The sequence below is a fragment of the Rhizobium sp. BK008 genome, from assembly GCF_014197345.1.
Lineage (GTDB): Bacteria > Pseudomonadota > Alphaproteobacteria > Rhizobiales > Rhizobiaceae > Rhizobium > Rhizobium anhuiense.
This window is the reverse complement of record NZ_JACIFK010000003.1, coordinates 415344-439931: the sequence shown is the minus strand read 5'-3', so window position 1 is coordinate 439931 and position 24588 is coordinate 415344. Positions and strand designations below refer to the sequence as shown.

Here is a 24588-nt window from a genome sequence, read left to right as displayed (position 1 = left end):
CGTCCTCGGAGGAGGAAACAATGGAACCTGACTTGGAAGTCATTCAGATCAGGCCGGGCGAATCTTTCGCAACGAAGGCGCACGGCTATCCCTACCATACGGTTCGCTGGCATTTTCACCCCGAATACGAACTTCATCTGGTCGTGGCGACGACAGGACGGTATTTCGTCGGCGATTTCATCGGCGAGTTCGAGCCTGGCAATCTCGTGCTGGCGGGGCCTAACCTTCCTCACAACTGGATCAGCGATGTCCCGAAAGGATCGAGTATTCCGCTTCGCTGCCAGCTCATCCAGTTTAGCGAGAATTTCATCAGCGACACGATGAAGGTGTTCGCCGAACTCGGTCCCTTCGATGCGGTTCTCGAAGCCTCCCGCCGCGGCGTGCTCTTCGGAGCCGACACCAGCCGCGAGGTTGCTCCCCTGATGAACGAGGTGCAGCAGGCGCACGGCGTGCGTCGCATCGAACTGTTCATGATGATCGTCGGCCTGCTCAGCCGGGCGCAGGATTCCCAACTTCTCGCCAGCCCGAGCTATCTGCCCGATCCATCGGGATACATGTCGGCCGGCATCAACAAGGCGCTCGCCTATATCAGGGAAAATCTGACGAAGTCCTTCGACGAAGCCGATCTCGCAGCGATTGCCGATCAGTCGACAGGCGCCTTTTCGCGCGCCTTCCGACGCCATACCGGCATGTCGCTGGTACAGTATGTGAAACGCCTGCGCATCAATCTTGCCTGCCAGATTTTGATGAGCGATGACCATGCATCGATCACCGATATCTGCTTCGAGGTCGGCTTCAACAATCTGTCCAACTTCAACCGGCAGTTTCTCGCGGAAAAAGGCATGACGCCTTCTCGTTTCCGGCGATTGCTGGGTGACAATATCAACGTGGCAAAGGCGGCCTAGAGGAGGAGTCGAAAGGGCACAGCCCGAGGGAGGACAAAGAGGAGGAACCAAAACTGACACTGACTTGAACGTGGGCGCGCGATGAGCGCGCTCGCGATCGGAGATGCTTGTCCTCAAAACGTCAAACCGCAGGGACAGGCGCGACCGTTCATTCAGCCGAACGGCCAGAGCAGAACAGTGCAATCGCGAACCTACACAATTTTACCAATGGGAGGAGATGGAAATGATGAAATTCTCGACAAAGTCGGCAGGCGCCGCGGTCTTCGTTCTGTCCTTGCTGGGCGGTACTTCCGCCTTTGCGCAAGCAGCCGTTTCGGATGCGACAGTTGCATTCCTCATGCCCGACCAGGGCTCGACCCGCTATGAGGAGCACGACCATCCGGGTTTCGTCGCGGAGATGAAGAAGCTTTGCGCGTCATGCAAGGTTCTTTATCAGAACGCCGATGCCGATATCGCAAAACAGCAGCAACAGTTCAATTCGGCGATCACCCAAGGCGCCAAGGTCATCGTGCTCGACCCGGTGGATTCGGCAGCGGCCGCATCGCTCGTCCAGCTCGCACAGAGCCAGGGCGTGAAGGTCATTGCCTATGACCGTCCGATTCCAAAAGGCAAGGCCGATTTCTACGTCTCCTTCGACAACAAAGCGATCGGCAAGGCAATTGCGGAATCGCTCGTTCAGCATCTCAAGGCTCAGAATGTGCCGACCGATGGCGGTGGCATCCTGCAGATCAACGGTTCGCCGACCGATGCGGCTGCCGGGCTGATCAAGGACGGCATTCACGAGGGGCTGGCGAGCGGCGGATATAAGACGCTTGCCGAATTCGACACACCCAACTGGCAGCCCTCGAATGCGCAGCAATGGGCAGCCGGCCAGATCACCCGTTTCGGCAAGCAGATCGTTGGCGTGGTCGCCGCCAATGACGGTACCGGCGGCGGCGCAATTGCAGCTTTCAAGGCAGCGGGCGTCGATCCCGTGCCGCCGGTGACCGGCAATGACGCGACGATCGCGGCACTACAGCTGATCATCTCAGGGGATCAGTACAATACGATCTCCAAGCCGAGCGAAATCGTTGCCGCTGCCGCTGCCGACGTCGCCGTGAAGCTCCTGGCCGGAGAAACGCCGAAGGCCGAAATGACGCTGTACGACACGCCGGCGCAACTTTTCGTCCCTGCGGTCGTCACTGCCGAAAACCTCAAGGCTGAGATCATCGACAAGAAGATCAACACCGCCGAGGAGCTGTGCACCGGCCGCTATGCTGACGGCTGCAAGAAGCTCGGCATCACGAAGTAATCCGCAACGGGAAGCGCGACCGGTTCGCCGGCTGTGCTTCCCGCTTCGCTTTCCTGAAAGGCCAGGCGATGTCTGAAACCTCCCATACCCTTCACCCCTACCGTCAGCCTGTCCTCAGCCTGCGCGGAATATCGAAGAACTTCGGGGCTGTGTCGGCGCTCACCGATATCGAACTCGACGTGCATGCCGGCGAGGTTGTGGCGCTGGTTGGCGACAACGGCGCCGGCAAGTCGACATTGGTCAAGATCCTGGCCGGTGTGCACCAGCCAAGCTCGGGCACGATCCTGTTCGAGGGCAAACCGGTGAACCTGCCGAGCCCAAGTGCTGCTCTCGGGCTCGGCATTGCAACGGTATTCCAGGATTTGGCACTTTGCGAAAATCTCGACGTCGTCGCCAATATCTTTCTCGGCAAGGAACTCAGTCCGTTTCAGCTCGATGAGGTCGCCATGGAGATCCGCGCCTGGCAGCTCTTGAACGAGCTTTCGGCTCGCATTCCAAGTGTGCGCGAGCCGGTCGCCTCACTCTCCGGAGGGCAGCGCCAGACCGTGGCGATCGCCCGATCGTTGCTGCTTGAGCCGAAACTGATCATGCTCGATGAACCCACAGCAGCGCTTGGCGTTGCTCAGACCGCCGAAGTGCTTGACCTCATCGAGCGCGTGCGGGAACGCGGCCTCGCCGTCATCATGATCAGCCACAATATGGAGGATGTGCGCGCCGTTGCCGATCGCATCGTCGTCCTTCGTCTCGGCCGCAACAATGGCACCATGCCGCCCGACGCGTCCAACGAACAGCTGGTCAGCGCCATCACCGGCGCCGCCAACAATTCCGTCTCCCGCCGCGCGTCGCGCCGCCAGGCGCAAAGCCGAGAGAACGAGGAGGGCAGGCCATAATGAAGACCATCCAGAATGACCCGGCGGCGCCGGCGCTGCTCGACCGGCGTGACGAGAGAGTGCGCCACGATGACAGTCTGGGAGGCTCGATCCAGGCCTTTTGGGATCGCATCCGCTCCGGCGATCTCGGTTCCCTGCCGGTCATTGTCGGCCTGGCGATCATCTGGACGGTGTTCCAGGCGCTCAATCCGGTGTTTCTCTCCAGCAGCAACCTCGTCAACATGCTGTTCGACTGCTCGACGGTCGGGGTCATCTCGCTCGGTATCGTCTGCATCCTGATGGTGGGTGAGATCGACCTCTCCGTCGGCTCCGTCAGCGGCTTCGCCTCGGCGCTGGTCGGCGTCTTCTGGGTCAACCAGGGTTGGCCAGTGGTCCTGGCAATCCTCGCCGCCATGATTGTCGGCGCCCTCATCGGCTCGCTTTACGCGTTTGTCTTCAACCGCTTCGGCATGCCGAGTTTCGTGTCCACCCTGTCCGGGCTACTCGCGGTTCTCGGCCTCCAGCTCTATATCCTGGGAGCGACCGGTTCGATCAATCTCCCCTACGGTTCCTGGCTCGTCAGTTTCGGCCAGATCATGGTCATGCCGGATCCGATCGCCTATGCGCTGGTGTTACTTGCCGGCATTGCCTTTTTCTTTTCCGGCTACCGTACGGCGACACGCCGGCGGGCAGCCGGCCTGTCGGCAAAATCGACCGGCGGGCTGCTGCTGCGCGCCGTCATCATCACGCTCGCCCTGGAAGCCGTCGCATTCTATCTCAACCAGTCGCGCGGCATTCCGTGGATGTTCGGCCTTTTCGTCGGACTCGTCGCCGCAATGAACTATGCGCTGACGCGCACGAAATGGGGGCGCTCCATGCATGCCGTCGGCGGCAACAGGGAAGCGGCCCGCCGCTCCGGCATCAACGTCTCGCGCATCTATACGAGCGCCTTCGTCATGTGCGCGCTGCTGGCGGCAGCCGGCGGCGTGCTGTCGGCCGCACGGCTGGCGACGGCAAGCCAGCAGGCCGGCACCGGCGACGTCAATCTCAACGCCATTGCGGCAGCCGTCATCGGCGGCACGAGCCTGTTCGGTGGGCGCGGCAGTGCCTACTCAGCCCTTCTCGGCATCATCGTCATCCAGTCGATCGCCAGCGGGCTGACGCTTCTCGATCTGTCGTCGTCGCTTCGATACATGATCACCGGTGCTGTCCTTGCCGTCGCCGTCATTGTCGACTCGCTGGCACGCCGATCGCGGATCTCGCACGGCCGAGCTTAGAGCAATTTCAGCAAAAGTGCGCAGCGGTTTTGCCGTCCGGAATTGCGTGAAGACAAAGAGATAGAGCGCTTCCGTGATTCGAAGAAGAACGGAAATGCTCTCACCAACTGGGAAAACAGAGGAAGAAAATGGGACAGGATCTGTCTGGAAAAGTCGCGGCCGTCACCGGGGCGGCGTCGGGTATCGGACTTGAATGCGCCAAGGCTTTGCTTGCCGCGGGCGCTCGGGTCGTGCTGGTCGACCGCAATGAGGAAGCGTTGCGGGAAATTTGCTCGAAACTGGGCGCCAATGCCATTCCACTGGTCATCGAACTCACCGATCCGAAAAGCGTCGAACGGATGATGCCGCAGATCCTGGAAAGAGCCGGCCAGCTGGATATCTTCCACGCCAATGCAGGCTCCTATATCGGCGGTGAGGTGCTGGGTGGCGATCCTGATGCCTGGGATCGGATGCTCAATCTGAACGTCAATGCTGCCTTCCGTTCGGTGCATGCCGTTCTGCCGCATATGGTCGAGCGCAAGACCGGGGATATCATCCTGACGAGTTCCGTTGCTGGCATGATCCCTGTCGTCTGGGAGCCGATTTACACGGCGTCCAAACACGCGGTCCAGGCATTCGTCCATACGTTGAGGCGGCAGGTGGCCAAACATGGATTGCGCGTCGGCGCCGTCGCTCCAGGCCCCGTGGTCACCGCTCTTCTCAGTGATTGGCCGCAGGAGAAGCTGGATGAGGCGCTCGCCGCAGGCGGCCTGATGGAAGCGAACGAAGTGGCCGAAGCGGTGCTCTTCATGCTGACGCGCCCACGCAACATCACCATCCGCGATCTCGTCATCCTGCCGCAGAGCGCCGACATCTGACGAAAGTGCGAACGCCCACGTAAGAGGAACCGAACATGATCTTCGACAGATTTCGCCTGAACGGACAGGTGGCGCTGGTGACCGGCGGCACGCGCGGCATCGGGCTTGCCATCGCCGAGGCGCTCGGCGAGGCGGGCGCCAAAGTCATCATTACGGGCCGGGCCCGCAATGCGGCGGCGGAAGATCGGCTCTCCAAGGCCGGCGTCGAATGCGATTTCATCGCCGCCGATCTGAGGAAGGAAAGTGCTGCCGACGAGCTCGTCACCGAAACCCTTTCGCGCGCGGGCCGGCTCGACATCCTCGTCAACAATGCCGGCATCGCCATTCACGGCGACAGCGGCGAATTCTCCGATGCCATCTGGCGCGAGATCATGACCATCAACCTCGACGCCGTCTTCCGCGCCTGCCGCGCCGCGCTCGCCCCCATGCGACGCCAGCGCGGTGGCGTGATCCTCAATATCGGTTCGATGTCGGGCATCGTGTCCAATATTCCGCAAAACCAGGTCGCCTATAACACCTCCAAGGCGGCCGTCCACATGATGACCAAGAGCATCGCCAGCGAGGTTGCCGCCGAAAACATCCGCGTCAACGCCATCGCACCCGGCTATATCGAGACCGATCTGTCACGCGGCGGCATCGACAATCCCGACTGGTTCCCGACCTGGCGCAGCATGACCCCCATGGGACGCGTCGGGCAGCCTGAGGAGGTGGCCGGCGCTGCACTGTTTCTCTGCTCGGCCGCGGCAAGTTATGTCACCGGCGAAGTGCTTGTCATCGACGGCGGTTATACAACGCGGTGAGACGCAGGCCTCGGGGTCGGGGAGCTCGGTTCGGTGCCGCCCACGTCTGAGGCGCAATTCAGCAATCTCTCCTCAGCCCTTTGAGAACTGAACCGGGATGGTGATTTCAAACTCGGCGCCGTCGCCGGTCGTCTGCAGCGGCCGGATCGTACCGCCATGGGAGCTCAGCATGGCGCGGACGATGCCGAGACCCATACCGTGCCGCCCTGCTCGCGGCGGGTGGAGAAGAACGGCTGTTCGGTCGCTGGCCGATACGCTGAGTTCCAACAGGCTGGCGCCGTACCGAAAAGCGTTTTCGGCAAGGGGACGCAGCGAACATCACCCAATCAGTTGACTGGCTTGCCGAGATTTGTGAGCGGATCGTTGAAAAATGCCAGGACGCCTCATCGGAACCTTGGCGCACGTTTGGCATTGTGAAGCAGTTCGCAGGCGGTCGCGAACGGCCCAAAAAGTTTGAGCAACAGCGCTTGTTGCTCGGCGTCTATACGGTGTCGCGCGCAGAACTCGGTAACGGACCAGACTTTGGTCAGATCGTCCGTTTCGATTTGGCTGGGTTCGATATGTTCGGTCAACGGCGTATCCTCCGATACATCGAGCCTACCGCTCTCCGGCGTTTATAAGAACTAGCTAAAAAGAACTATGCCGTTTTGCAGACCTTCTGACAAGCGGAAATGAAAACGCCCGCCAATTGCGCGGCGGGCGTCGTGTCTTACTGATCTACCGTTGTCGCTCAAGCGATATGGGAAGAATCAAAATCCGTGCCGGTGATGTTGAGCGTCACCTTGGCGGTGTCCGTGTGGCCTTCGCCGTCGGAGATCTTGTAGTAGCGCAGAACTTCCGTGTAGGTCTGGCCCGCATTCAGATCGCTCGTCAGTTCGTAGGTGAATTCGCCGTTCGACTTGACATGGAACGTGCCATACGTGCCGGCGACGTCGGTAACGGCGTCATTATTGGCATCGACCTTGGTGCTCAGGAACTGGCGGAGGAACATCTTGCCGTTATCGCCGGCAATGTCGTTGTCCAGAACGTTACCAGCGATGGCGCTGCCTTCGGTGAAGTGGAAAGTATCGTCGACCGCGATCGGCTTGACCTGAGTGACGCCCTGGATGTTCAGGGTGAACAGACCGACGTCGGTATGACCGCTGCCGTCGGAGATCTTGTAGGAAACCTTCTCCTGGTAGGATTCACCATTGGCGAAGCCGATCTTGGCAGCGTCGCTCAGGACATAGGTGTAGCTGCCGTCCGGCTTGACGAAGAAGGTGCCGTAGTCGCCCTGGATCTCGGTGACCTGGCTGTTGCCGCTCTTGGCGCCAACGCTCGCGCCGTCGAAGGCACGCAGGAACAAGTGGCCGTTATCGGATGAATCGTTGGAAAGAAGATTTCCGGAAATTACGTCAGTTTCAAGAAAAGTTGCACTATCATCAGTTGCGTGTATCGGCGAAGCCATCGCTCTCTCCTAAAATTGTTTATCATCGGGTCAATTTCGACCTCTGCGAGCCGCTCCTTTAACAACCTATTAATACTACAAGTCAATGGCCTATTTAACGGAAGGTTAATTTGGCTGATGGTCTCCACGTTGCTTCCATTCCGGCGAAATAATGTCACATTCGAGCCGAATCTTAGAAATTTCGGCCCGAACTACACCCGGATAACTTGAATAAAATCGTATGAAGTATATCTGAAGGCGACTGGCGATGCCGACGTCGTGCTATCTGGGCCATCCGTTGCAATCGCAGCCGCCGATACCTATGTTGCGGATGTGCCCGATCCAAGCAAAATCGAAGCCCGCTTCTGGCCTGATTGAGGCGCTTTATGCATCGGTGCGCCTAGGGCCAGGTGATGCGCAATCCCACAAACAATCGATGACGCGGCCACGGCCGACGAAGGATTTCATTTTGAACGACATACATACAGCCACCGCCGTTGCGGCGGCGAGCCCGCGTGAGGATGACGAAGCTGTCCGTAGCGCTGCCAAGACTTGGAAGCCGTCTCCCTGCCTGCTCACCCGCCGTGAATTGCAGGCTTTGATCGCCGAGCAGCTCGGCTGAGCGCGATTGGCGCACCATCCAAACAAGGAGAACTCGAAATGCAGGTACTCGTCAGAGACAATAATGTCGATCAAGCACTCAGGGTCTTGAAAAAGAAAATGCAGCGCGAAGGGCTGTTTCGTGAAATGAAGGAACGGCGCGCTTATGAGAAGCCGTCCGAACGGCGTGTCAGGGAAAAGGCGCAGGCGATCAGCCGGCACCGCAAGGCCGCACGCAAGAAGATGCAGCGTGAAGGTCTGATCGCCGCGCCAAAACGGGCGGTGGCCGCCCGTTAGCGACCCATTCCGACCGGGTTTCGGCGGTTACATTCCCTGAAAGGAACAGACAATGGACGAACTCAATAGCCTCACCGTTTCGGAAGAACGCCTCGAGGATTGCCGCGATGTCGTGGAGCCGGATCTGCAGGATCTGATCCAGAGTGCTTTGACATCGGGCTTTTCCCGTGAAGAAATCCTCATCGCCGTCAGCGAACTGGTCGCGGAAGACTTCGCAATGGTCATGAAAACCCCAAGCGTCCATTGAGGCGCGGGCGCAGTGGCTATCAGAGCGTGGCTGCCGGCGCGGAACATCGGTCGCGGCAGATGGTTACTCCGTCTCCTTGACAGATGGAGATGATGATGGCCGAGCATGACGATGCGATGCGGGTATGGGAGCTGATCGACAAGATCGGGTTTTGCATGCTGACAACGCGCAGCAGCGACGATCTCAGAGCCCGCCCGATGTCCGCCTATACCGCGCAAATCGAGAACGCGATCTATTTTCTGACGGATGTCAGCAGCCACAAGGACGATGAGATCGTTCGCTGGCCAAATGTGTGCCTGGCCTTTGCCGACACCAAGGGACAAAAATATGTTTCCGTGTCAGGCACAGCCGAAGTGCAGAACGACCGCGACAAGATCAGGGAATTATGGGCGACGCCGGCAAAGGCGTGGTGGGACAATCCTGCTGACCCCTCCATCCGCATCCTCAAGATTACCCCTTCTTCGGCAGAATATTGGGACAGCCCGGGCACCATCATCAGCTATATCAAGATGGCGGCCGCCGCGGTCTCGAACAGCAAACCCGATATGGGCGACAATGCCGAGGTCAAACTCTGACGCTGAGATACGTTTTGCAGACGACGGGCCTTAGGCCTGGTTTGCCGATGCCTTGACGAAGTCGATGAAGGCCCGCAGCGGTGCGGGCACCAGGCGCCGACCGGGATAATAGAGGAACGGCCCGGAAAAGCTCTGCCACCACGGTTCGAGGATGGGTTCGAGCGCACCGCTGTCAAGATGCGGGCGCAGCCAGTCCTCGAAAACGGAGATGATCCCCGTGCCCGATATTGCGGCGTCGACGGCAAGATCCATTGCCCCGCCGACCCTGACGATCAATGGTCCGGTCGGTTCGACCCGTACCACCTCGTCGTCTCGCTCGAATTCCCATGGGGACGTCAGCGCACCGCTGGCAAAACGACCCAGCAGACAGGCATGGCCGAGCAACTCGCGAGGGTGTTGCGGCCGGCCACGGCGATCGAGGTAGTCGGGCGAAGCCGCAGTGGCAAAACGCTGGATGCGTGGCCCGATCGGCACTGCGATCATATCCTGCTCCAGCCGCTCGTCATAACGGATGCCTGCATCGCAGCCGGCAGCCAGCACGTCGACGAAGCTCTCCTCTGCAACGACTTCCAGCCGAATGTCGGGATAGGCGGCGAGGAACGGTGGAATGATGGCCGGCAGCACCAGCCGCGCCGCGCTGACCGGCACGTTGAGGCGCAACGCACCAGCCGGCCTGTCCCGAAATCCGTTGACCACGTCGAGGGCAGACTCCACCTCGCTCAAGGCAGGGCCCAGCCGATCCAATAGACCCTTGCCCGCTTCGGTGGGGACGACGCTGCGCGTCGTGCGGTTGAGCAGCCGAACACCGAGCTCGGCCTCCAGGCGTCGCACCGCTTCGCTGAGGAAGGAGGCGCTGCCGCCGCTGGCGCGCGCGCCCTCGCGAAAACCGCCGGCCCGCGCCACGGCAACGAACGCATTCAGATCACCCAGGTCGACTTTCATTGTTCGCCACTCCGCACAACCCGTGCGGTTTGTACCTGATTATCCCACGCGTCGACAGCGCCTATCTTGGTGTCATCTCTTGAAAGGAGTGAGACCATGTCCATTATCGATCAGGCCGGCAGTTTCAATCTCGGCGGTCGCAGCGTGAAGCGGCTCGGCTACGGCGCCATGCAGCTTGCCGGCCCCGGCGTGTTCGGCCCGCCCAGGAATCATGGCGCGGCCCTGGCCGTGCTGCGCGAGGCGGTGGAAAGCGGCGTCAATCACATCGACACCAGCGACTTCTATGGCCCGCACGTCACCAACCAGATCATCCGTGAAGCGCTCCATCCCTATCGCGACGATCTCGTCATCGTCACCAAGATCGGCGCCCGCCGCGGCACGGACGGATCATGGATTCCGGCGTTCTCGCGGGAGGAACTGACGCAGGCAGTCCACGACAATCTCCGCAATCTCGGCCTCGATGTGCTTGATGTCGTCAATCTCAGGATCATGTTCGACGTGCACGGCCCAGCCGAAGGGTCGATCGAAGCACCGCTGACGGTCCTCGCCGACCTGCAGCGGCAAGGTCTGGTTCGTCACGTCGGGCTGAGCAACGCCACATCGAGGCAGATCGCCGAGGGCCGCCGGATCACCCAGATCGTCTGCGTGCAGAACCAATACAATCTGGCGTATCGGGCCGACGACGAGCTGATCGACGATCTCGCCCGCGAAGGCACCGCCTACGTGCCGTTCTTCCCGCTCGGCGGGTTCACCCCGCTGCAGTCGTCCACCCTGTCCGATGTCGCCGCCCGCCTTGATGCCACGCCCATGCAGGTGGCGCTCGCCTGGCTGCTGCGTCGCGCGGAAAACATCCTGCTGATCCCGGGCACCTCGTCCGTCGGCCATCTCAGGGAGAACCTCGCCACCGCCAGCCTCGCACTGCCGGATGACGCCGTCTGGGAATTGAACCGCATGGCTGATATCGCCGCCTGACGGTTATCGCAAGATCGCAGCTGATCCCCGATCGCTACGCCACGCTATTGCATGGCGTAGCGGCACAATTCTGGGCCGCCGATTGCGGCCCCACTTCAATAGCGCTCCGGCACGAGCATTTCAGCCGGAACCGGCGCCCTATTGTAATCGGCGTGACGGATGCGGTCCGGCAACTGGATCTCCGGTTTCGGAACATCCTCGTAAGGGATCTGCTCGAGAAGATGGGCGATGCAGTTCAACCGCGCCCGTTTCTTATCCACGGCCTGCACCACCCACCAGGGTGCATCCTTGGTGTGCGTGCGCGCCAGCATCTCTTCCTTGGCCTTGGTATATTCCTCCCAATGGACACGGCTCTCCATATCCATCGGCGAGAGCTTCCACTGCTTCAGCGGATCGTGGATGCGCATCTTGAAGCGGAATTCCTGCTCTTCGTCGGTGATCGAAAACCAGTACTTGATCAGCACGATCCCGGAACGGACCAGCATCCGCTCGAATTCAGGCACCGAGCGGAAGAATTCCTCGAGTTCATCAGGGGTGCAGAACCCCATGACGCGCTCGACACCGGCGCGATTGTACCAGCTTCGGTCGAAGAGCACCATTTCACCGGCTGTCGGAAGATGCGGGACATAACGCTGGAAATACCATTGATGCCGCTCCCGCTCGGTCGGGGCGGGCAGCGCGACCGTCCGGCATACGCGAGGATTAAGCCGCTGGGTCACGCGCTTGATCGCGCCTCCCTTGCCGGCCGAATCCCGACCTTCAAACAGTACCACCACTTTCAGCTTCTTATGCTGAACCCAGTCCTGCAGCCGCACCAGTTCATGCTGAAGCCGGAAAAGCTCCCGGAAGTAGATCTTTCGCTCGAGCGTCTGCTCCGCCGGTTCCGACATTCCTTTGGCGACCAGATCGTCCAGCCGGTCTTCCTCCATCTGCATTTCCAGCTCCTCATCGAAGCTGTCGGCGATTTCGGCCTTGATCCGGTTGAGCTGGTCCTGATGTGATTGCGACATGGCCTTTTCCTTTTGCTTCTTTTGACAGGAGCATGTCAGTGCGAAGTTTGTGTGACGACCACTTCGCGAAGACCAAAACGGCTACTTGCCTCTCTCGTTCCACGCACTCGATAGAAACAGGTGCCGAGTGGGATCAGTGCGTCTACAGCTGCCCTGCTCGGTACTGGTCGACAAGGTTCCGGCAGGCGCGGATCGTCAGGGCCATGACGGTGAGCGTCGTGCCGGCGATGCCGCTGCCGGGAAAGGCGCTGGCATCGGTGACGATCAGGTTCGGCGCATCCCACACCTGGTTGTAGGGATTGAGCACCGAAGCCTCCGGGGTTTCGCCCATGCGCGCGGCGCCCGTCTCATGAATGGCCGCGCCCATGCACATGGTCTTGCGGAACCATGTGCGGAACATGAAACGGCTGAAGGCATCGGCTTCGGGAAAGGCGCCTTTGCCCATCTCCTTGAGGCCGGTGGGCGAACCAATGAATTCGAGGTCGCCGCCGACCTCCTTGATCATGGCAATCAGCGTTTCTTCCTGCCTTTTGAGCAGCGCCTGCTCCTCCTCCTGCATGACGCAGCGGATATGCGGCACGGGAATGTTCCAGGCATCCCTGCGCTTGGCGTCGAGCGTGATGCGATTGTCGGCATAGGGCAGCATTCGGCCGAAACCAAAGAAGGCGAGACGCGCATCTGCGTCCGCGGAGACCGGCGCCCGGCCGACGCTTCCCTGGTAGTCGAAATCGCCGCGGGCGGCGTCGCCCTCGCCGAAGCGGGGAATGAAGATCCCGCCCGACGGATTGTAGAACGGGTCGGTCGGCGCGGACTCGTCCGTCGCCCAACCCTTGGCCTTCGAAAAGGAGCCGAACGCGAGACACGGAAGCTGATCCATGAAATAGCGGCCGAGGGCGCCCGAACCGTTGCCAAGCCCGCCCGGATGTTTCGCCGAAGCCGAATTCAACAGCAATCGCACGCTCTCTATCGGCGAGGCCGAAAGCACAACCATCGCAGCCCGCGCGGTCGATACTTCGCCCGTATTGCGATCGATGAACTCCGCGCCGGTGGCGCGGCCCGTCTTCTCATCCGTGGTGATGCGACGAACGACGGCGTCGTAGCGGACGCTCAGCTGGCCGGTCGCCTTTGCTTCGCGCAGCGGTCGCGGCATGCGGTCGGCATCGGGCGCGATATAACGCCAGGAGACGACGTTCCGCTCCGGCCAGCGGCTTTCCACCGCCTGCTTAAAGGTCTGTTCGGCCGGCGTCAGGCTGGCCGGCTTCGCATAGACGCCGTCCGGCAGTGTCGCCACATTGTCCTTGTTGCCGTAGAGCCCGAGATAGCCCTCAACCTCGTCGTAGAAAGGCGTCAGCTCTTCATAGGAGACCGGCCAGTCGATGCCCTTTCCCGTGCGCGAGCGGAGCTTGAAATCGTCGTCGGTCCAGCGCAGCAGCACCCGGCCGAAACTGTGGAGGCGCCCGCCGCCCTGGCGGCCGCGGATCCACAGGAAGGGCGCGCCCTTCGGCGTCGTATAGGGGTTCTTGCGGTCGTTGACGAAGAAATGGCTGAAACGCTCGGTGAAAAACGCCGCACGCGCCTGGATCGGCTGGCCCTTGAGAGTGGCGCGCGCGCGCTCCCAGATATTGATGCTGCTTGCCGGCGCCTTCTTGCGGGCGGGATCGAAATCCTTCGGCCCGACGGCGGGACCGGCCTCGAGCAGCAGCACCGACAGTCCTTGGGCCGTCAGTTCTTTGACCGCAAATGAACCCGCGGCGCCGGAGCCGATCACCAGCGCATCATAGACGATCTCAGCCATGTCTTTTCAAATCCTGTCCTGGAGGCAATCCTCAAAACGGCGCGAAACGCGCCCGGAATTGCGGGAAAACAAAGGGACGGCACATCACAGCCGCGATCCATCGGCGCCGAAGAGGGACGCCTTGGCGATATCGAGCCCGGGAGCCAGAGCATCACCGGGCTCAAGGGTCACGTCGCCCATCAGCCGGAGCGAGAGGCTTTGGTCTGCCCAGTCGAACCAGACAACAGCATCCGGGCCCATCGGCTCGACCACAGAAACGCGGCCGGGAATGGTGGGCAGGCCACTGGTGAACCCATCGAGCACAAGGTGTTCCGGGCGAAAGCCGAGTGTAGCCGGGCCGTCCGCCGCAACGGCACGGAAAGAATAACCGGAAAGATCGATGGTCAGCCCGTTACCCCGGAAGACCGGCGCCCCGACGCTGCGCTCGATCCGGCCCTCGATAAAATTCATCGCCGGAGCGCCGATGAAACCGGCAACGAACAGATTGGCCGGGCGGCGGTAGATCTCGGCCGGGGAGGCGAGCTGCTGGATCACGCCATCGCGCATGATGGCGATGCGGTCGGCAAGCGTCAGGGCCTCGACCTGGTCATGGGTGACATAGATCATCGTGTTGCCGAGGCGCTGATGCAGCTTCTTGATTTCGACGCGCAATTCGTTGCGCAGTTTGGCGTCGAGGTTCGACAGCGGTTCGTCGAACAGGAAAACATCGACTTCGCGCACCAGCGCCCGGCCGATGGCGACGCGCTGGCGCTGGCCGCCCGAAAGCGCGGCCGGGCGCCGGTCGAGCAGCTTGTCGAGGTGGAGAAGGGCGGCGGTGCGGGCAACACGCGCCTCGATCTCGGATTTCGGCAGGCCGGCGACGCGAAGTCCGAAGGAGAGGTTTTTGCGCACCGACATGCGGGGATAGAGCGCGTAGGACTGGAAGACCATGCCGATGCCGCGATCCTTCGGCTCCTCCCAGCTGACGTTCTTGCCGGAGATCCAGACCTCACCTGATGTAATCTCCTGAAGGCCGGCAATGGCGTTCAGAAGCGTGGACTTGCCGCAGCCGGAAGGGCCGAGCAGCACCAGGAACTCTCGTGGCGCGATGTCGATCGACATCTTCTCGATCACCGTATGGTCGCCATAGGCGATCTTCAGATCCTTGACGGAGACGGCAGATTGCATGGAAGCGTTACCCCTTGACGGCGCCGGCCGCGATGCCGCGCACGAACCAGCGGCCGGACAGGAAATAGATGGCGAGCGGAACAATGGCGGTGAGGATGGTCGCCGCCATGTTCACGTTGTAGGTGCGCTCGCCCATCGTGGTGTTGACGATATTGTTGAGCTGCACGGTCATCGGCAGGTTGTCGCGCCCGGCAAAGACGAGACCGAGCAGGAAGTCGTTCCAGATGCCGGTGAACTGCAGCATGGAGACCACGACGACCATCGGTACGGCAATCGGCAGCATGATCTCGAAAAAGATGCGCCAGAAGCCCGCGCCGTCGACGCGCGCCGCCTTGCAGAGCTCTTCCGGCACGCTGACGAAATAGTTGCGGAAGAGCAGCGTCACCAACGGCAGGCCGAAGATGACATGCACGAGGATGATACCCGCCAGCGAATTGTAGAGATCGATATTCGCCATCGCCCGGACCATCGGATAGAGGAAGATCTGGTAGGGGATGAGGCCGCCGGCCATCAGCAGACCGAAGAGCAGGTTTGCCCCGCGCGGCCGCCAAAGCGACAGCGCATAACCGTTGACGGCGCCGATGAAGACCGAGAGCGCGACCGAGGGAAGGGTGATCGCCACCGAATTCCAGAAGCCGCTGCGAATGCCGACGCAGACGGTTCCCATGCAGGCGCCCGACCAGGCGGTCATCCAGGCAGAGAAATCGAGCGTCGCCGGCAGGGAAAAGATCTGCCCGAGCCGGATTTCGTCCATGGACTTCAAGGAGGTGACGACCATGGTATAGAGCGGCAGAAGGAAGAACAGTGCGGCGACGACGAGGAAGGCATAGAGGCCGATGCGCCCGGCGGTGATCCGTGCCGGTTTCGGCCCGTTCGGATGAGGATCGGCCATCACGCGGCTCCCTTCGCTTTGTCGCGCATGTGCATGATGTAGCGGAATGGGGCGACGGCGATGATCACGCCGAGGACAAGCACCGTCGCGCCGGCTGTGGCGAGGCCGAGGTTCTGGCGTCCGAACAGATTGTCCATGATGAATTTCGCAGGCACCTCGGTCGCATTGCCGGGGCCGCCATTGGTCATGGCGACGACTATGTCATAGGTCTTGATCACGCCCATGGCGAGCAGCATGCCGGCGGCGGCCAGCGCCGGCCCGAGCTGCGGCAGGATGATCGAGACATAGATCCGCCAGACGGGAATGCCGTCGATCCGCGCCGCCTTCCACTGCTCGGCCTCGATGCCGCGCATGCCGGCGAGCGCAATGACCATGACCAGCCCCGCGCCCTGCCAGACGCCGGCAAGCACCAGCGCATAGATCGCCATGTCGCGGTTGACCACCCAGTCGAGGACGAAGCTTTCCCAGCCGAGCGAGCGCACGCTTGCCTGGATGCCGAGCGTCGGATTGAGCATCCATTGCCAGATCAGTCCCGTCACCACGAAGGACATGGCGTAGGGATAGAGGAATATGGTCCTGAAGGCGCTTTCGAAACGGATCTTGCGGTCCAGTGCTGCGGCCAGCAGGAAGCCGAGCAGCAGACAGCCTGCGACGTAAAGGACGCCGAAGATCAACACGTTTTGCAGCGATGCCAGCCATTTGGCGGAAGAGAAGAGCTTCGAATATTGGGCGAAGCCGACATAGCTCGAGGACGGAAAGAGCGTCGAATTGGTAAAGGACAGCCGGATCGACCAGGCCATGGTGCCGATGAAGACCACGACCGCAACGAACCATGTCGGCAGCAGCGCGATGGTGGCGGAAAGATTGGGCTTGCGTTTGACGGACATCGGCCAGCTCGTTGACGGAATGGAAAGCAGGGCTGGCGCCGCCGCGCGAGGCGGCGCCCGGCAGCTGTGGCGTCGGGTCAGACCGACGCCACAGTCACTATCCTACTCGAAGATGGCGAAGAAGTTTTCGGCCGCAGCGCCTGCATCGTTCGAGCCGCCGCTCCAATATTCGTCGACGAAATCGTCGAGCGCACCGACCTGCTGGGGCGTCAGCACGATCGCCTGATCCGGCACGATGGCGCCGGCGCTCATCAGCTCGACGCCCTTCTGGGCGCAGGCGTCCAGCTTCGACTTGTCGACGTCGGCGCGCATCGGAACCGAGCCCTTCTTGAGAGCAAATTCGACCTGGATGGTCGGGTCCATGACGACTTCGGCGAGCAGTTTCTGGGCCTTGTCGGTTTCGGCCTTGCCTGTTTTGGGGAACCAGAGGGCGTCGGCGATGTAGACCATGCCCTTCGACTCCGGAACGATCATGCAGCCGTAGTCCTTGCCCGGCTCCTTGCCGGCGACGGTGAATTCGCCTTTGGCCCAGTCGCCCATGAACTGCACGCCGGCTTTGGCGGTGATCAGCATGGCGGTCGCGTCGTTCCAGTTGCGGCCGGCGGCACCCGCGTCGACATAGCCGCGCAGCTTACCGAGGACTGCAAGTGTCTTTTTCACGCCCTCGACCGATGCCGGGCTCTTGTCCTTGTCGACATAGATCTTCAGGAATCCGTCGATGCCGACCTGCGAGAGCAGGATCATGTTGAAGACCTTGGTCTGCTGCCAGGGCTGGCCGCCCCAGGCGACCGGAACCATACCGGCAGCCTTCAGCTTGTCGAGATCGGCAAAGAGCTCGTCCCAAGTCTTGGGCTCTTGCGCGATGCCGGCCTTGCCGAAGGCTTCCTTGGAATAAAAGAGCCAGCTTTCGCCATGGGCACCGGTCGGCGCAAGGTAGACCTTGCCGTCATAGGAGATGAGATCATGGATCGATTTCGGCAGGGCGTCGGCCCATTTGCCGCCGGCGGCCACGTCGTCGATCGGATTGAACAGGCCCTGGTTGATGAAATCGGCGGCAGCCAGCCCGATGACGCCCTGCTTGGCGCCGGGCGCGTCACCGGCGACGATGCGGTTCTGGAAGGCGGCATCGGCGGCGCCGAAGCCGGCGATCGAGGAATCCTTCCAGACGCCGCCGCGTTTTTCGAACTCGGTCTTGATGACGTTGAGGGCCGCCGCTTCGCCGCCCGACGTCCAGGACGACATGATCTCGATCGTCGGCTTGTCCTCGGCATGCGCCGAGGTCATGAGACCGGCGAATGCCACGCCGGCAAGAAAAAGCTTCATCATGGTCTTCATAGTTCCACCTCTTGAAAATGCCCTCTTTGCGGGGCGTTTGTTGTCGTCGGAATTGTTGTCAGCGATAGATCGGCAGGAGCGCCTGCCGGACGAGCGTGAGCCCGTTGGCGATGTCGCGGACGGGATCCGGCGCGGCATCGAGTTCGAGGATCGCCCAGCCTTCATAGGCCCGGTCGCGCAGCAGCCGGATCCAGGCCGGCCAGTCGACCCGTCCGAGGCCGAAGCTGCAGAAATAGGGCTGGTGGCGTTCATGGATATGCTTGTCGATCGGCGTGTCGGCGGGCATCGGGCCGATCGCATCCTTCCAGTGGGCGATGATCATGCGCTCGTGATGGCGATCGACGAGTTGGACGGGATCGGAGCCGGCAACGATGATGTGGGCGGTGTCCGGACACATGTGCACATAGGCCGGGTCGGTCAAAAGCATCATCAGATCGACGTCGCGCGCGGCGGCAAAGATCGAGTGCGCCTCGGTGTGCAGCGCCAGCCGTACGCCCCTGGCATGGAGGGTCGCGCCGAGCCGGTTCAGAAAATCGGCGATCACCTTGGCGCGGTCGAAATCATGGAACTGCACCGGCTGGGCGCCGAGCGTCTGGCGTAAGGGCGCGCCGATCACCATGATGTCGCTGCCGCAGGCTTTCAGGAAGTCGGCATAGCGTTCCGCCTTGTCGATCAGCGCGCGCTGGGCCGCGGGCTCGGCGAAGTCGCCGGCCGCCTCAAGTTCCGCAAAGAAACCGCTGCACAGCGTCAGACCGCGTGTTGACAGCTCGGCTGCGAAAGCATCGACGGAACCATAGGTCTTGATCGCGTCCTGCCAGTTGAAGGGAGAAAAGGTCAGCTCGACGCCGGTAACGCCGGAGGCCTGGACACTGTCGAGGATCTTGTCCCAGAAGGCCCGCGGCTCGGCGCGTGCATGGTCGACGATCGCATCGTGGCTGTCGACGCCCCAGAAGCCGGGATGGAAGAATGTCACGAGATCGACGCCGAAGCGCAGCCTATCGCCAGAAGCCATAACCTATCCATTTCTCGAGGCATGACCTACCCGCGTGCGGAAGGAGAGTTCCGCATCCAATAAGCCATGGATTTTCAACGCATTAAGAAATGGCAATCGTTTGCCATGACTAGATAATAGCCAAGCCGGTTTTTTAAGCAAGCGGTTTTTGGCAAACGTTTGCTAAAAACCGTCGCCTGTCCTAGAGTTGCAAATCGAAGCATCCGGGAGAATGAAATAAACATGAACAAAAACAAGGATGTGGCCGGAGAGGAACCATCGGGCGCTTTGATGGCCGATGTTGCCAGGCTCGCCGGTGTGGCGATATCGACGGTCAGCCGGGCGCTCGCCAATCCCGGACGGGTCAACGAGAAGACGCGCGCCAAGATCAATGCCGCAGCCAGGCAACTCGGCTACACCCCGAATGCGATGGCGCGCGGCCTCAGGGTCGGCAAATCCAACGTCATCATGATCATCCTGCCGGGATCGCTCTATTACGGCGTCTCGCAGATCATTCCGCAAGTGCTGCAGAGCATCAACAAGTCGCTGATCCAGGGCGGCTATAACCTGATGATCGCCAACCTCGATCGCGACGAGATTTCCGAACGGCATATTCTCGACCTGGCATTCGGCGGCAGCGTGCGCGGCGCCATCATCCTGTCGTCGAAGCTTCCAGAGGTGGACGGGCGTTCGCTGGCGAATTCCGGCCTGCCGATCGTGTCGATGCTGCTCGACATGAGCGATGCCGGCCTGCAGAGCGTGGTCACCAACGACCGCGAGGCAGTGCGCGACGTCACGGCCGAACTGATCCGGCTGGGCCATCGACGGTTCTTCTATCTCGCCGGGCCTGAAGGCAATTATCACGATGTCGAGCGTTATGCCGGCGTGCTCGAGGCGCTCGAGGCGGCTGGCCTGTCCGACGAGCTGGTGCGCCGCTCGGGTGGTCATCTTGATTATCAACACGGCTTCGATATTGGAGTGCAGGCAGCAGACGATTTCGCGCAACTGACCGAGAAGCCGACAGCGGTGATCGCCACCAGCGATGACATGGCGATCTCATTTGTCAGCTGCATCCAGCGGGGGGGCTTGAGCATTCCGGGTGACCTGTCTGTCGTCTCCTTCGACGGCTCGCCGGTCTGCGAATTCTCCTCGCCGCCGCTCTCGACGATCGAACAGCCGGTGGAAGAGATGGGACGCGCGGCGGTCGATCTGCTGCTCGACGCCATTGACCAGCGGCAAAAGACGGCGGAGGTCCGCACCGTCATCCGCAGCAGGCTTATTCTGCGGGAGAGCATCGCCGCCCCGAAGAGCTGACGATGACGAAACCGGCCTCGCTGGCGAGATGCCCCATCGGGCGCGCTGACTGCACTCCATCAAAACTTCGTCTGACCCCATCAGTCTGCACGTCGTGCTACGAAAAATCACAACACCGAGCGACGTGAGATGTCTGGTCCGCGCGGTGGAATTCTGAAATTCCGAGCACGCACATGAACCTCTCGAAGATCAAGACGCTGATCGACTTTGTCGGACGATCGAACATTAGCGAGCTGACCGTGACGGAAAAGGACGTGACGGTGCGGATTTTCCGCACGTCGCCGGGTCAGGAGGCTGTTGCCGAGCCCTCGAAGGAGCCGGAATCGACGACAAAACCCGTCTCCCAAGCGCCTTCGAGCGCCGAGAAAACCTCCTATGCGGTGAAGGCGCCTGTCTTCGGCGTTCTGCACAAGGCCCCGGCGCCCGGGGAGCCGCCATTTGTCGCGATCGGTGACGCGGTGGAGGAGGGGCAGACGCTCTTCATCATCGAAGCGATGAAGGTCTTCAACACGATCGCCGCGCCGCGGTCCGGGCGCATCACGCACCTGACCCATATCGACAATGGCGAGGTCGAGACCGGCGACCTGCTCGCGGAGATTGGCTGATGCCGGAAACGCCTGAACAATCTGCGGCCGGCCGCTTCGATACCGTTCTGATCGCCAATCGCGGCGAGATCGCCGCCCGGATCCAGCGCGCCTGCCGCGAGCTCGGCCTCAAGACGGTCGCCATCTGTTCCGAGGCGGATAGGCAAGCGCCTTACGGCAGTACCGCCGACAGCTTTCTCTGCATCGGCCCGTCGAGCGCCGCCAAGAGCTATCTCAATCAGGACGCCATCCTTCTGGCGGCGCGTCTTGCCGATGCGGGCGCCATCCATCCGGGTTACGGTTTTCTGTCGGAAAACGCCGCCTTCGCCGACGCCGTCGACAAGGCCGGGCTGATTTTCATCGGTCCGACCGCGTCATCGATTGCGATCATGGGCGATAAGATCTCGGCAAAGCGGGCGATGATGGCGGCCGGCGTACCCTGCGTTCCCGGCCCGGACACGGCGCTGCCCGACGACCCTGCCACCATCGAGCGCACAGCGCTGGAGATCGGATATCCCGTTATCATCAAGGCAGCCGGCGGTGGCGGCGGACGCGGCATGCGCGTCGTGCCAAAGGCCGATATGTTGCATGAAGCAATCGCGTTGACGCGGGAAGAGGCTCGCAAGGCCTTCGGCTCGCCCGCGCTCTACATGGAGAAATTCTTAGAGCATCCGCGCCACATCGAGATCCAGGTCATTTGCGACGATCACGGCAATGCAGTGTGGCTCGGACACCGGGATTGCTCGATGCAGCGCCGCCATCAGAAAGTGGTGGAGGAGGCGCCAGCGCCGGGGATCGCACCCGACATCATCCAGCCGGTCGGCCTGGCCTGCGTGCAGGCCTGCCTTCAGATCGGTTACCGGGGTGTCGGAACTTTCGAATTCCTCTACGAGGACGGCGCCTTCTATTTCATCGAGATGAACACCCGACTTCAGGTCGAACATCCTGTCACCGAGATGACGAGCGGTGTCGATATCGTCCAGGCTCAAATCAGGGCGGCTCAGGGTCACGTTCTGGATCTCCTCCAAGGCGATGTGACATGCGAAGGCCATTCCTTCGAATGCCGCATCAACGCCGAGGATCCGGAAACCTTCCTGCCGTCGGCGGGTGTCGTCACCCGTCTGGCCTTGCCCGAGGGACCAGGCATCCGTGTCGATACGCATATTCATGCCGGCTACAAGGTTTCGCCCTATTACGATTCGCTGATCGCCAAGCTGATCGTCCATGCGCCGACGCGGACCGAAGCGATGGCAAGAATGCGCGAAGCGCTTGCCGGCACCGAGGTCGAAGGGATTTCCACCAATATCCCCTTCCTGCGCGTTTTATTCGAGGACGACGCATTCGCGCGCGGTGAGACCGACATTCACTATCTCGAACAATGGCTGAAGCTGCGGAGGGCGGCATGAGCGCGATCGATTTCAGCGATCCGGCGACCATCGCATTGCTCACCGAGGCGCTGACGGCCGCCGGCGTGGACGGCCTTGAAATCTCCCGGCCGGGCGGACAGCTTCTTATCGTCGTCGCCGGAAAAGGCGGCGCCCGTGTCAGCTCGAGCGAAGCGACGCCACGCGCTCCCGGCTCAGCATCCGCCGTCGTAAAGGCGCCGATGGCGGGCCGCTTCTGCGTCGAGCATCCGGCCGCCTCCGCCGCGCCGCAAAAACTGCCGCGCTCCGTATCCGATGCGGATATCGTCGGCTTCATTGGGGTAGGGCATATCCTGCTTCCCCTTCGCGCCGGCCGCTCCGGTGTTTTGACCAGGCTGCTCGCAGAACCCGGCGCGCCGGTCGGCTTCGGTGATCCTCTGTTCGAAATCGAGCTCCAGCCATGATCGTCACGACGAACAGACATGCATCGCAACGTGAGATCGTTCCGGCCACCAACAGCCGGGCGCGAGTTTCCTCGATCGGCGCCAGATCCTTCCTGCTCGAGGCACCAGGCGATTTCGACCTCGTTGCGCAGCGACGGATCTGGGCTCTGTCCCAGACGGTGAAGAGCTGGCCGGACCTTGCGGAAAACATTCCCGGCATGACCAACCTGCTGGTGATCTTCAAGGAGACGCCCGAAGTTCCCGATACGGTGGTCGCCCGGCTGCTGGAGGCATGGGAGAATGCGCGCAGCATCGATCTCAACGGCAAGACCATCGAGATCCCCGTCCATTACGGCGGCGAACATGCGACCGATCTTGCAGCCCTTTGCGATCTCTCGGGGCTCAGCGACCGCGAGGTCGTGCGCATCCATCATGAAGCGACCTACCGTGTCTTCGCCTTGGGCAGCGCTCCCGGTTTCGGTTATCTGCATGGCCTCGATCCGCGTATCTACATGCCGCGGAAGACCGTTCCCTCGCTGAAGATGCCGAAGGGTTGCGTGACCATCGGCGGCATGCAGACCGGCGTCGCCATGCTCACGGGTCCGAATGGCTGGAATTCCATCGGCTTTGCCACGCTTGAGATGTTCGACCCCACCTCGCCGAGCCCTGCCATGATGGCGCCGGGCGATACGGTGCGCTTCCTGCCGGCGAGGATCGAATTATGATCGAGATTTTGGAAAGCGGCCCGTTCAACACGGTGCAGGATCTTGGCCGCCCCGGCTATCGCGACATCGGCGTGTCGGCGAGCGGCGCCATGGATCCGCTGGCGGTCCGGATCGGCAACATTCTCGTCGGCAATGACGACAATGCGGCTGTGATCGAGGTGCAGACCTTCCCGTTCAGCCTGCGTTTCGAGCAGCGTGTGGTCTTTGCCGTGACGGGCGCCGACGGCAATCCTCATCTCAACGGATCGGAACTGCTTGCCTGGTGCGCCTATACGGCAGAGCCCGGAGAGGTTCTCGAACTGAAGCAGCCGCCGCGGCTCGCACGTGCCTATATTTCGCTCGGAGGCGGGCTGGATATTCCCGTTGTCATGGGTTCGCGCAGCACGTCGCTGCGCGGTGGTTTCGGTGGCAATGCCGGCCGGCCTCTGGCGAAGGGCGATCGGATCGCGGTCGGCGAGGACGCCGAGATCGCCATGCTGCCGGCCTCGGGTCTCGCCGTCGTCGAACCGGCCGTGGCACTGCGCGATGTCTTCCCCGCACCTGTCGACGGCGCATTGACGATCCGCGCGCTGCCGGCCGGCGAGCATGATCTTTTCGCCGGAGATGGCGAAGCCTTCTGGAGCCAGACCTGGAGGATTTCCTCCCGCAGCGACCGGACGGGCTATCGCCTGTCCGGCGAACCGATCAAGCCGACGGCGTCCATCGAGATGCGCTCCCACGGCGTCGTGCCCGGCGTGATCCAGGTTCCGCCCGGTGGCGAACCGATCGTGCAGATGAGCGATGCGAACACCGCCGGCGGCTATCCGAAGATCGCCGGCGTGATCGAATGCGACCTGTGGCGGCTCGGCCAAGCCCGCATCGGCGCCCGCCTGCGCTTCGTTCGCTCGACGCATGCGGAGGCCCGCGCGGTGGAACAGGCAGTCGCCCGCTATGTCGACGACGTCAGGCAGACATGCCGGATGGTCAAGCGCGCCCTGAAGGCGATGGCCTAATGGGTGTCTCCCAAAAGGCCGTCAAAAGGAG

27 protein-coding genes and 1 pseudogene are annotated in these 24588 nt (G+C 61.7%); 17 read left to right on the top strand and 11 right to left on the bottom strand.

Translation table 11 applies throughout. The features are described 5' to 3' along the window. Window positions 1-20: 20 nt before the first annotated feature. The 6 genes from FHT69_RS16785 to FHT69_RS16760 all read left to right on the top strand — a co-directional run bounded on the left by FHT69_RS16785 (window position 21) and on the right by FHT69_RS16760 (window position 5999). Window positions 21-905 carry a helix-turn-helix domain-containing protein gene (locus FHT69_RS16785; protein ID WP_028755942.1) on the top strand — a complete coding sequence of 295 codons (885 nt, stop codon included), beginning with the start codon at window positions 21-23 and terminating at the stop codon, window positions 903-905. Between the two features lie 217 nt (window positions 906-1122). After that, on the top strand, window positions 1123-2196 hold the full coding sequence (locus FHT69_RS16780) for a sugar ABC transporter substrate-binding protein (RefSeq protein WP_028757411.1): 1074 nt from the start codon (window positions 1123-1125) through the stop codon (window positions 2194-2196). 68 nt (window positions 2197-2264) lie between these two features. Then, complete coding sequence (locus FHT69_RS16775) at window positions 2265-3086, top strand: ATP-binding cassette domain-containing protein (protein ID WP_028755944.1); 822 nt, start codon at window positions 2265-2267, stop codon at window positions 3084-3086. Then, window positions 3086-4342, top strand: coding sequence for a sugar ABC transporter permease (locus tag FHT69_RS16770; RefSeq protein WP_049810866.1), 1257 nt, complete (start codon window positions 3086-3088; stop codon window positions 4340-4342). Before FHT69_RS16775 ends, FHT69_RS16770 begins: the two co-directional genes overlap by 1 nt. Before the next feature lie 128 nt (window positions 4343-4470). Then, entirely contained in the window at window positions 4471-5199 is a 729-nt protein-coding gene (locus FHT69_RS16765) for an SDR family oxidoreductase (protein ID WP_028755946.1), read from the top strand. 35 nt (window positions 5200-5234) lie between these two features. Next, complete coding sequence (locus tag FHT69_RS16760) at window positions 5235-5999, top strand: SDR family NAD(P)-dependent oxidoreductase (RefSeq protein ID WP_028755947.1); 765 nt, start codon at window positions 5235-5237, stop codon at window positions 5997-5999. Between the two features lie 72 nt (window positions 6000-6071). On the opposite strand, the pseudogene FHT69_RS34800 reads toward FHT69_RS16760, so the two are convergent. The 3 genes and pseudogenes from FHT69_RS34800 to FHT69_RS16745 all read right to left on the bottom strand — a co-directional run. Then, a pseudogene (locus tag FHT69_RS34800) lies at window positions 6072-6302 on the bottom strand (ATP-binding protein); the annotation flags it as partial. Window positions 6303-6382: 80 nt separating this feature from the next. After that, window positions 6383-6571 carry a hypothetical protein gene (locus FHT69_RS16750; RefSeq protein WP_028757536.1) on the bottom strand — a complete coding sequence of 63 codons (189 nt, stop codon included), beginning with the start codon at window positions 6569-6571 and terminating at the stop codon, window positions 6383-6385. A 158-nt stretch (window positions 6572-6729) separates the two neighbouring features. After that, window positions 6730-7446: an Ig-like domain-containing protein gene (locus tag FHT69_RS16745; protein ID WP_028755949.1), complete on the bottom strand. Its 717-nt coding sequence runs from the start codon at window positions 7444-7446 to the stop codon at window positions 6730-6732. Between the two features lie 448 nt (window positions 7447-7894). Between FHT69_RS16745 and FHT69_RS16740 the strand changes: the two genes are divergently transcribed. The 4 genes from FHT69_RS16740 to FHT69_RS16725 all read left to right on the top strand — a co-directional run bounded on the left by FHT69_RS16740 (window position 7895) and on the right by FHT69_RS16725 (window position 9144). Continuing rightward, entirely contained in the window at window positions 7895-8047 is a 153-nt protein-coding gene (locus FHT69_RS16740) for a hypothetical protein (protein WP_164735882.1), read from the top strand. Between the two features lie 38 nt (window positions 8048-8085). Then, window positions 8086-8322 carry a 30S ribosomal protein S21 gene (gene rpsU, locus FHT69_RS16735; RefSeq protein ID WP_028755950.1) on the top strand — a complete coding sequence of 79 codons (237 nt, stop codon included), beginning with the start codon at window positions 8086-8088 and terminating at the stop codon, window positions 8320-8322. 52 nt (window positions 8323-8374) lie between these two features. After that, complete coding sequence (locus FHT69_RS16730; RefSeq protein WP_028755951.1) at window positions 8375-8569, top strand: hypothetical protein; 195 nt, start codon at window positions 8375-8377, stop codon at window positions 8567-8569. Window positions 8570-8664: 95 nt separating this feature from the next. Then, entirely contained in the window at window positions 8665-9144 is a 480-nt protein-coding gene (locus FHT69_RS16725) for a pyridoxamine 5'-phosphate oxidase family protein (protein ID WP_028755952.1), read from the top strand. A gap of 30 nt (window positions 9145-9174) precedes the next feature. On the opposite strand, the gene FHT69_RS16720 is transcribed toward FHT69_RS16725, so the two are convergent. Further along, on the bottom strand, window positions 9175-10086 hold the full coding sequence (locus tag FHT69_RS16720; RefSeq protein WP_028757537.1) for a LysR family transcriptional regulator: 912 nt from the start codon (window positions 10084-10086) through the stop codon (window positions 9175-9177). A gap of 96 nt (window positions 10087-10182) precedes the next feature. Between FHT69_RS16720 and FHT69_RS16715 the strand changes: the two genes are divergently transcribed. Then, on the top strand, window positions 10183-11058 hold the full coding sequence (locus FHT69_RS16715; RefSeq protein WP_183905655.1) for an aldo/keto reductase family oxidoreductase: 876 nt from the start codon (window positions 10183-10185) through the stop codon (window positions 11056-11058). Window positions 11059-11153: 95 nt separating this feature from the next. Here FHT69_RS16715 and ppk2 read toward each other — a convergent pair whose 3' ends face one another. From ppk2 to FHT69_RS16680, 7 genes are all read right to left on the bottom strand, one after another. Continuing rightward, a complete protein-coding gene (ppk2, locus tag FHT69_RS16710; RefSeq protein WP_028756039.1) occupies window positions 11154-12068 on the bottom strand; it encodes a polyphosphate kinase 2 in 915 nt (304 codons plus the stop codon). A 142-nt stretch (window positions 12069-12210) separates the two neighbouring features. Continuing rightward, window positions 12211-13863, bottom strand: coding sequence for a GMC oxidoreductase (locus tag FHT69_RS16705; protein ID WP_183905654.1), 1653 nt, complete (start codon window positions 13861-13863; stop codon window positions 12211-12213). Between the two features lie 84 nt (window positions 13864-13947). Next, entirely contained in the window at window positions 13948-15030 is a 1083-nt protein-coding gene (locus tag FHT69_RS16700; RefSeq protein WP_028756033.1) for an ABC transporter ATP-binding protein, read from the bottom strand. Window positions 15031-15037: 7 nt separating this feature from the next. Then, on the bottom strand, window positions 15038-15922 hold the full coding sequence (locus FHT69_RS16695) for a carbohydrate ABC transporter permease (protein ID WP_028756034.1): 885 nt from the start codon (window positions 15920-15922) through the stop codon (window positions 15038-15040). Next, window positions 15922-16809, bottom strand: coding sequence for a carbohydrate ABC transporter permease (locus tag FHT69_RS16690; protein WP_028756035.1), 888 nt, complete (start codon window positions 16807-16809; stop codon window positions 15922-15924). Before FHT69_RS16690 ends, FHT69_RS16695 begins: the two co-directional genes overlap by 1 nt. Window positions 16810-16911: 102 nt before the next feature. Continuing rightward, window positions 16912-18144: an ABC transporter substrate-binding protein gene (locus FHT69_RS16685; protein ID WP_028756036.1), complete on the bottom strand. Its 1233-nt coding sequence runs from the start codon at window positions 18142-18144 to the stop codon at window positions 16912-16914. Window positions 18145-18202: 58 nt separating this feature from the next. Then, entirely contained in the window at window positions 18203-19156 is a 954-nt protein-coding gene (locus FHT69_RS16680; protein WP_028756038.1) for a sugar phosphate isomerase/epimerase family protein, read from the bottom strand. Between the two features lie 222 nt (window positions 19157-19378). Between FHT69_RS16680 and FHT69_RS16675 the strand changes: the two genes are divergently transcribed. From FHT69_RS16675 to FHT69_RS16650, 6 genes are all read left to right on the top strand, one after another. Then, window positions 19379-20449: a LacI family DNA-binding transcriptional regulator gene (locus FHT69_RS16675; protein WP_183905653.1), complete on the top strand. Its 1071-nt coding sequence runs from the start codon at window positions 19379-19381 to the stop codon at window positions 20447-20449. Between the two features lie 173 nt (window positions 20450-20622). After that, complete coding sequence (locus tag FHT69_RS16670; protein ID WP_183905652.1) at window positions 20623-21054, top strand: acetyl-CoA carboxylase biotin carboxyl carrier protein subunit; 432 nt, start codon at window positions 20623-20625, stop codon at window positions 21052-21054. Next, the gene (locus FHT69_RS16665; RefSeq protein ID WP_183905651.1) at window positions 21054-22439 is read left to right on the top strand and encodes an acetyl/propionyl/methylcrotonyl-CoA carboxylase subunit alpha; all 1386 of its coding nucleotides are present in this window, start codon (window positions 21054-21056) and stop codon (window positions 22437-22439) included. The genes FHT69_RS16670 and FHT69_RS16665 overlap by 1 nt, the downstream gene beginning before the upstream one ends. Next, complete coding sequence (locus tag FHT69_RS16660) at window positions 22436-22861, top strand: acetyl-CoA carboxylase (RefSeq protein WP_183905650.1); 426 nt, start codon at window positions 22436-22438, stop codon at window positions 22859-22861. The genes FHT69_RS16665 and FHT69_RS16660 overlap by 4 nt, the downstream gene beginning before the upstream one ends. Continuing rightward, the gene (pxpB, locus tag FHT69_RS16655) at window positions 22858-23565 is read left to right on the top strand and encodes a 5-oxoprolinase subunit PxpB (RefSeq protein WP_183905649.1); all 708 of its coding nucleotides are present in this window, start codon (window positions 22858-22860) and stop codon (window positions 23563-23565) included. The genes FHT69_RS16660 and pxpB overlap by 4 nt, the downstream gene beginning before the upstream one ends. Next, window positions 23562-24557 (top strand): biotin-dependent carboxyltransferase family protein, encoded by a 996-nt coding sequence (locus FHT69_RS16650; RefSeq protein WP_183905648.1) that lies wholly within the window; start codon window positions 23562-23564, stop codon window positions 24555-24557. The genes pxpB and FHT69_RS16650 overlap by 4 nt, the downstream gene beginning before the upstream one ends. The last annotated feature ends 31 nt before the right edge of the window (window positions 24558-24588 follow it).

Excerpts from the sequence above, each read along its gene's own strand:
- FHT69_RS16785 (WP_028755942.1), top strand. The coding sequence starts at position 21 with ATGGAACCTGACTTGGAAGTCATTCAGATCAGGCCGGGCGAATCTTTC.
- FHT69_RS16780 (WP_028757411.1), top strand. The coding sequence starts at position 1,123 with ATGGAAATGATGAAATTCTCGACAAAGTCGGCAGGCGCCGCGGTCTTC.
- FHT69_RS16775 (WP_028755944.1), top strand. The coding sequence starts at position 2,265 with ATGTCTGAAACCTCCCATACCCTTCACCCCTACCGTCAGCCTGTCCTC.
- FHT69_RS16770 (WP_049810866.1), top strand. The coding sequence starts at position 3,086 with ATGAAGACCATCCAGAATGACCCGGCGGCGCCGGCGCTGCTCGACCGG.
- FHT69_RS16765 (WP_028755946.1), top strand. The coding sequence starts at position 4,471 with ATGGGACAGGATCTGTCTGGAAAAGTCGCGGCCGTCACCGGGGCGGCG.
- FHT69_RS16760 (WP_028755947.1), top strand. The coding sequence starts at position 5,235 with ATGATCTTCGACAGATTTCGCCTGAACGGACAGGTGGCGCTGGTGACC.
- FHT69_RS16745 (WP_028755949.1), bottom strand. The coding sequence starts at position 7,446 with ATGGCTTCGCCGATACACGCAACTGATGATAGTGCAACTTTTCTTGAA.
- rpsU (WP_028755950.1), top strand. The coding sequence starts at position 8,086 with ATGCAGGTACTCGTCAGAGACAATAATGTCGATCAAGCACTCAGGGTC.
- FHT69_RS16730 (WP_028755951.1), top strand. The coding sequence starts at position 8,375 with ATGGACGAACTCAATAGCCTCACCGTTTCGGAAGAACGCCTCGAGGAT.
- FHT69_RS16725 (WP_028755952.1), top strand. The coding sequence starts at position 8,665 with ATGGCCGAGCATGACGATGCGATGCGGGTATGGGAGCTGATCGACAAG.
- FHT69_RS16720 (WP_028757537.1), bottom strand. The coding sequence starts at position 10,086 with ATGAAAGTCGACCTGGGTGATCTGAATGCGTTCGTTGCCGTGGCGCGG.
- FHT69_RS16715 (WP_183905655.1), top strand. The coding sequence starts at position 10,183 with ATGTCCATTATCGATCAGGCCGGCAGTTTCAATCTCGGCGGTCGCAGC.
- ppk2 (WP_028756039.1), bottom strand. The coding sequence starts at position 12,068 with ATGTCGCAATCACATCAGGACCAGCTCAACCGGATCAAGGCCGAAATC.
- FHT69_RS16705 (WP_183905654.1), bottom strand. The coding sequence starts at position 13,863 with ATGGCTGAGATCGTCTATGATGCGCTGGTGATCGGCTCCGGCGCCGCG.
- FHT69_RS16700 (WP_028756033.1), bottom strand. The coding sequence starts at position 15,030 with ATGCAATCTGCCGTCTCCGTCAAGGATCTGAAGATCGCCTATGGCGAC.
- FHT69_RS16695 (WP_028756034.1), bottom strand. The coding sequence starts at position 15,922 with ATGGCCGATCCTCATCCGAACGGGCCGAAACCGGCACGGATCACCGCC.
- FHT69_RS16690 (WP_028756035.1), bottom strand. The coding sequence starts at position 16,809 with ATGTCCGTCAAACGCAAGCCCAATCTTTCCGCCACCATCGCGCTGCTG.
- FHT69_RS16685 (WP_028756036.1), bottom strand. The coding sequence starts at position 18,144 with ATGAAGACCATGATGAAGCTTTTTCTTGCCGGCGTGGCATTCGCCGGT.
- FHT69_RS16680 (WP_028756038.1), bottom strand. The coding sequence starts at position 19,156 with ATGGCTTCTGGCGATAGGCTGCGCTTCGGCGTCGATCTCGTGACATTC.
- FHT69_RS16675 (WP_183905653.1), top strand. The coding sequence starts at position 19,379 with ATGAACAAAAACAAGGATGTGGCCGGAGAGGAACCATCGGGCGCTTTG.
- FHT69_RS16670 (WP_183905652.1), top strand. The coding sequence starts at position 20,623 with ATGAACCTCTCGAAGATCAAGACGCTGATCGACTTTGTCGGACGATCG.
- FHT69_RS16665 (WP_183905651.1), top strand. The coding sequence starts at position 21,054 with ATGCCGGAAACGCCTGAACAATCTGCGGCCGGCCGCTTCGATACCGTT.
- FHT69_RS16660 (WP_183905650.1), top strand. The coding sequence starts at position 22,436 with ATGAGCGCGATCGATTTCAGCGATCCGGCGACCATCGCATTGCTCACC.
- pxpB (WP_183905649.1), top strand. The coding sequence starts at position 22,858 with ATGATCGTCACGACGAACAGACATGCATCGCAACGTGAGATCGTTCCG.
- FHT69_RS16650 (WP_183905648.1), top strand. The coding sequence starts at position 23,562 with ATGATCGAGATTTTGGAAAGCGGCCCGTTCAACACGGTGCAGGATCTT.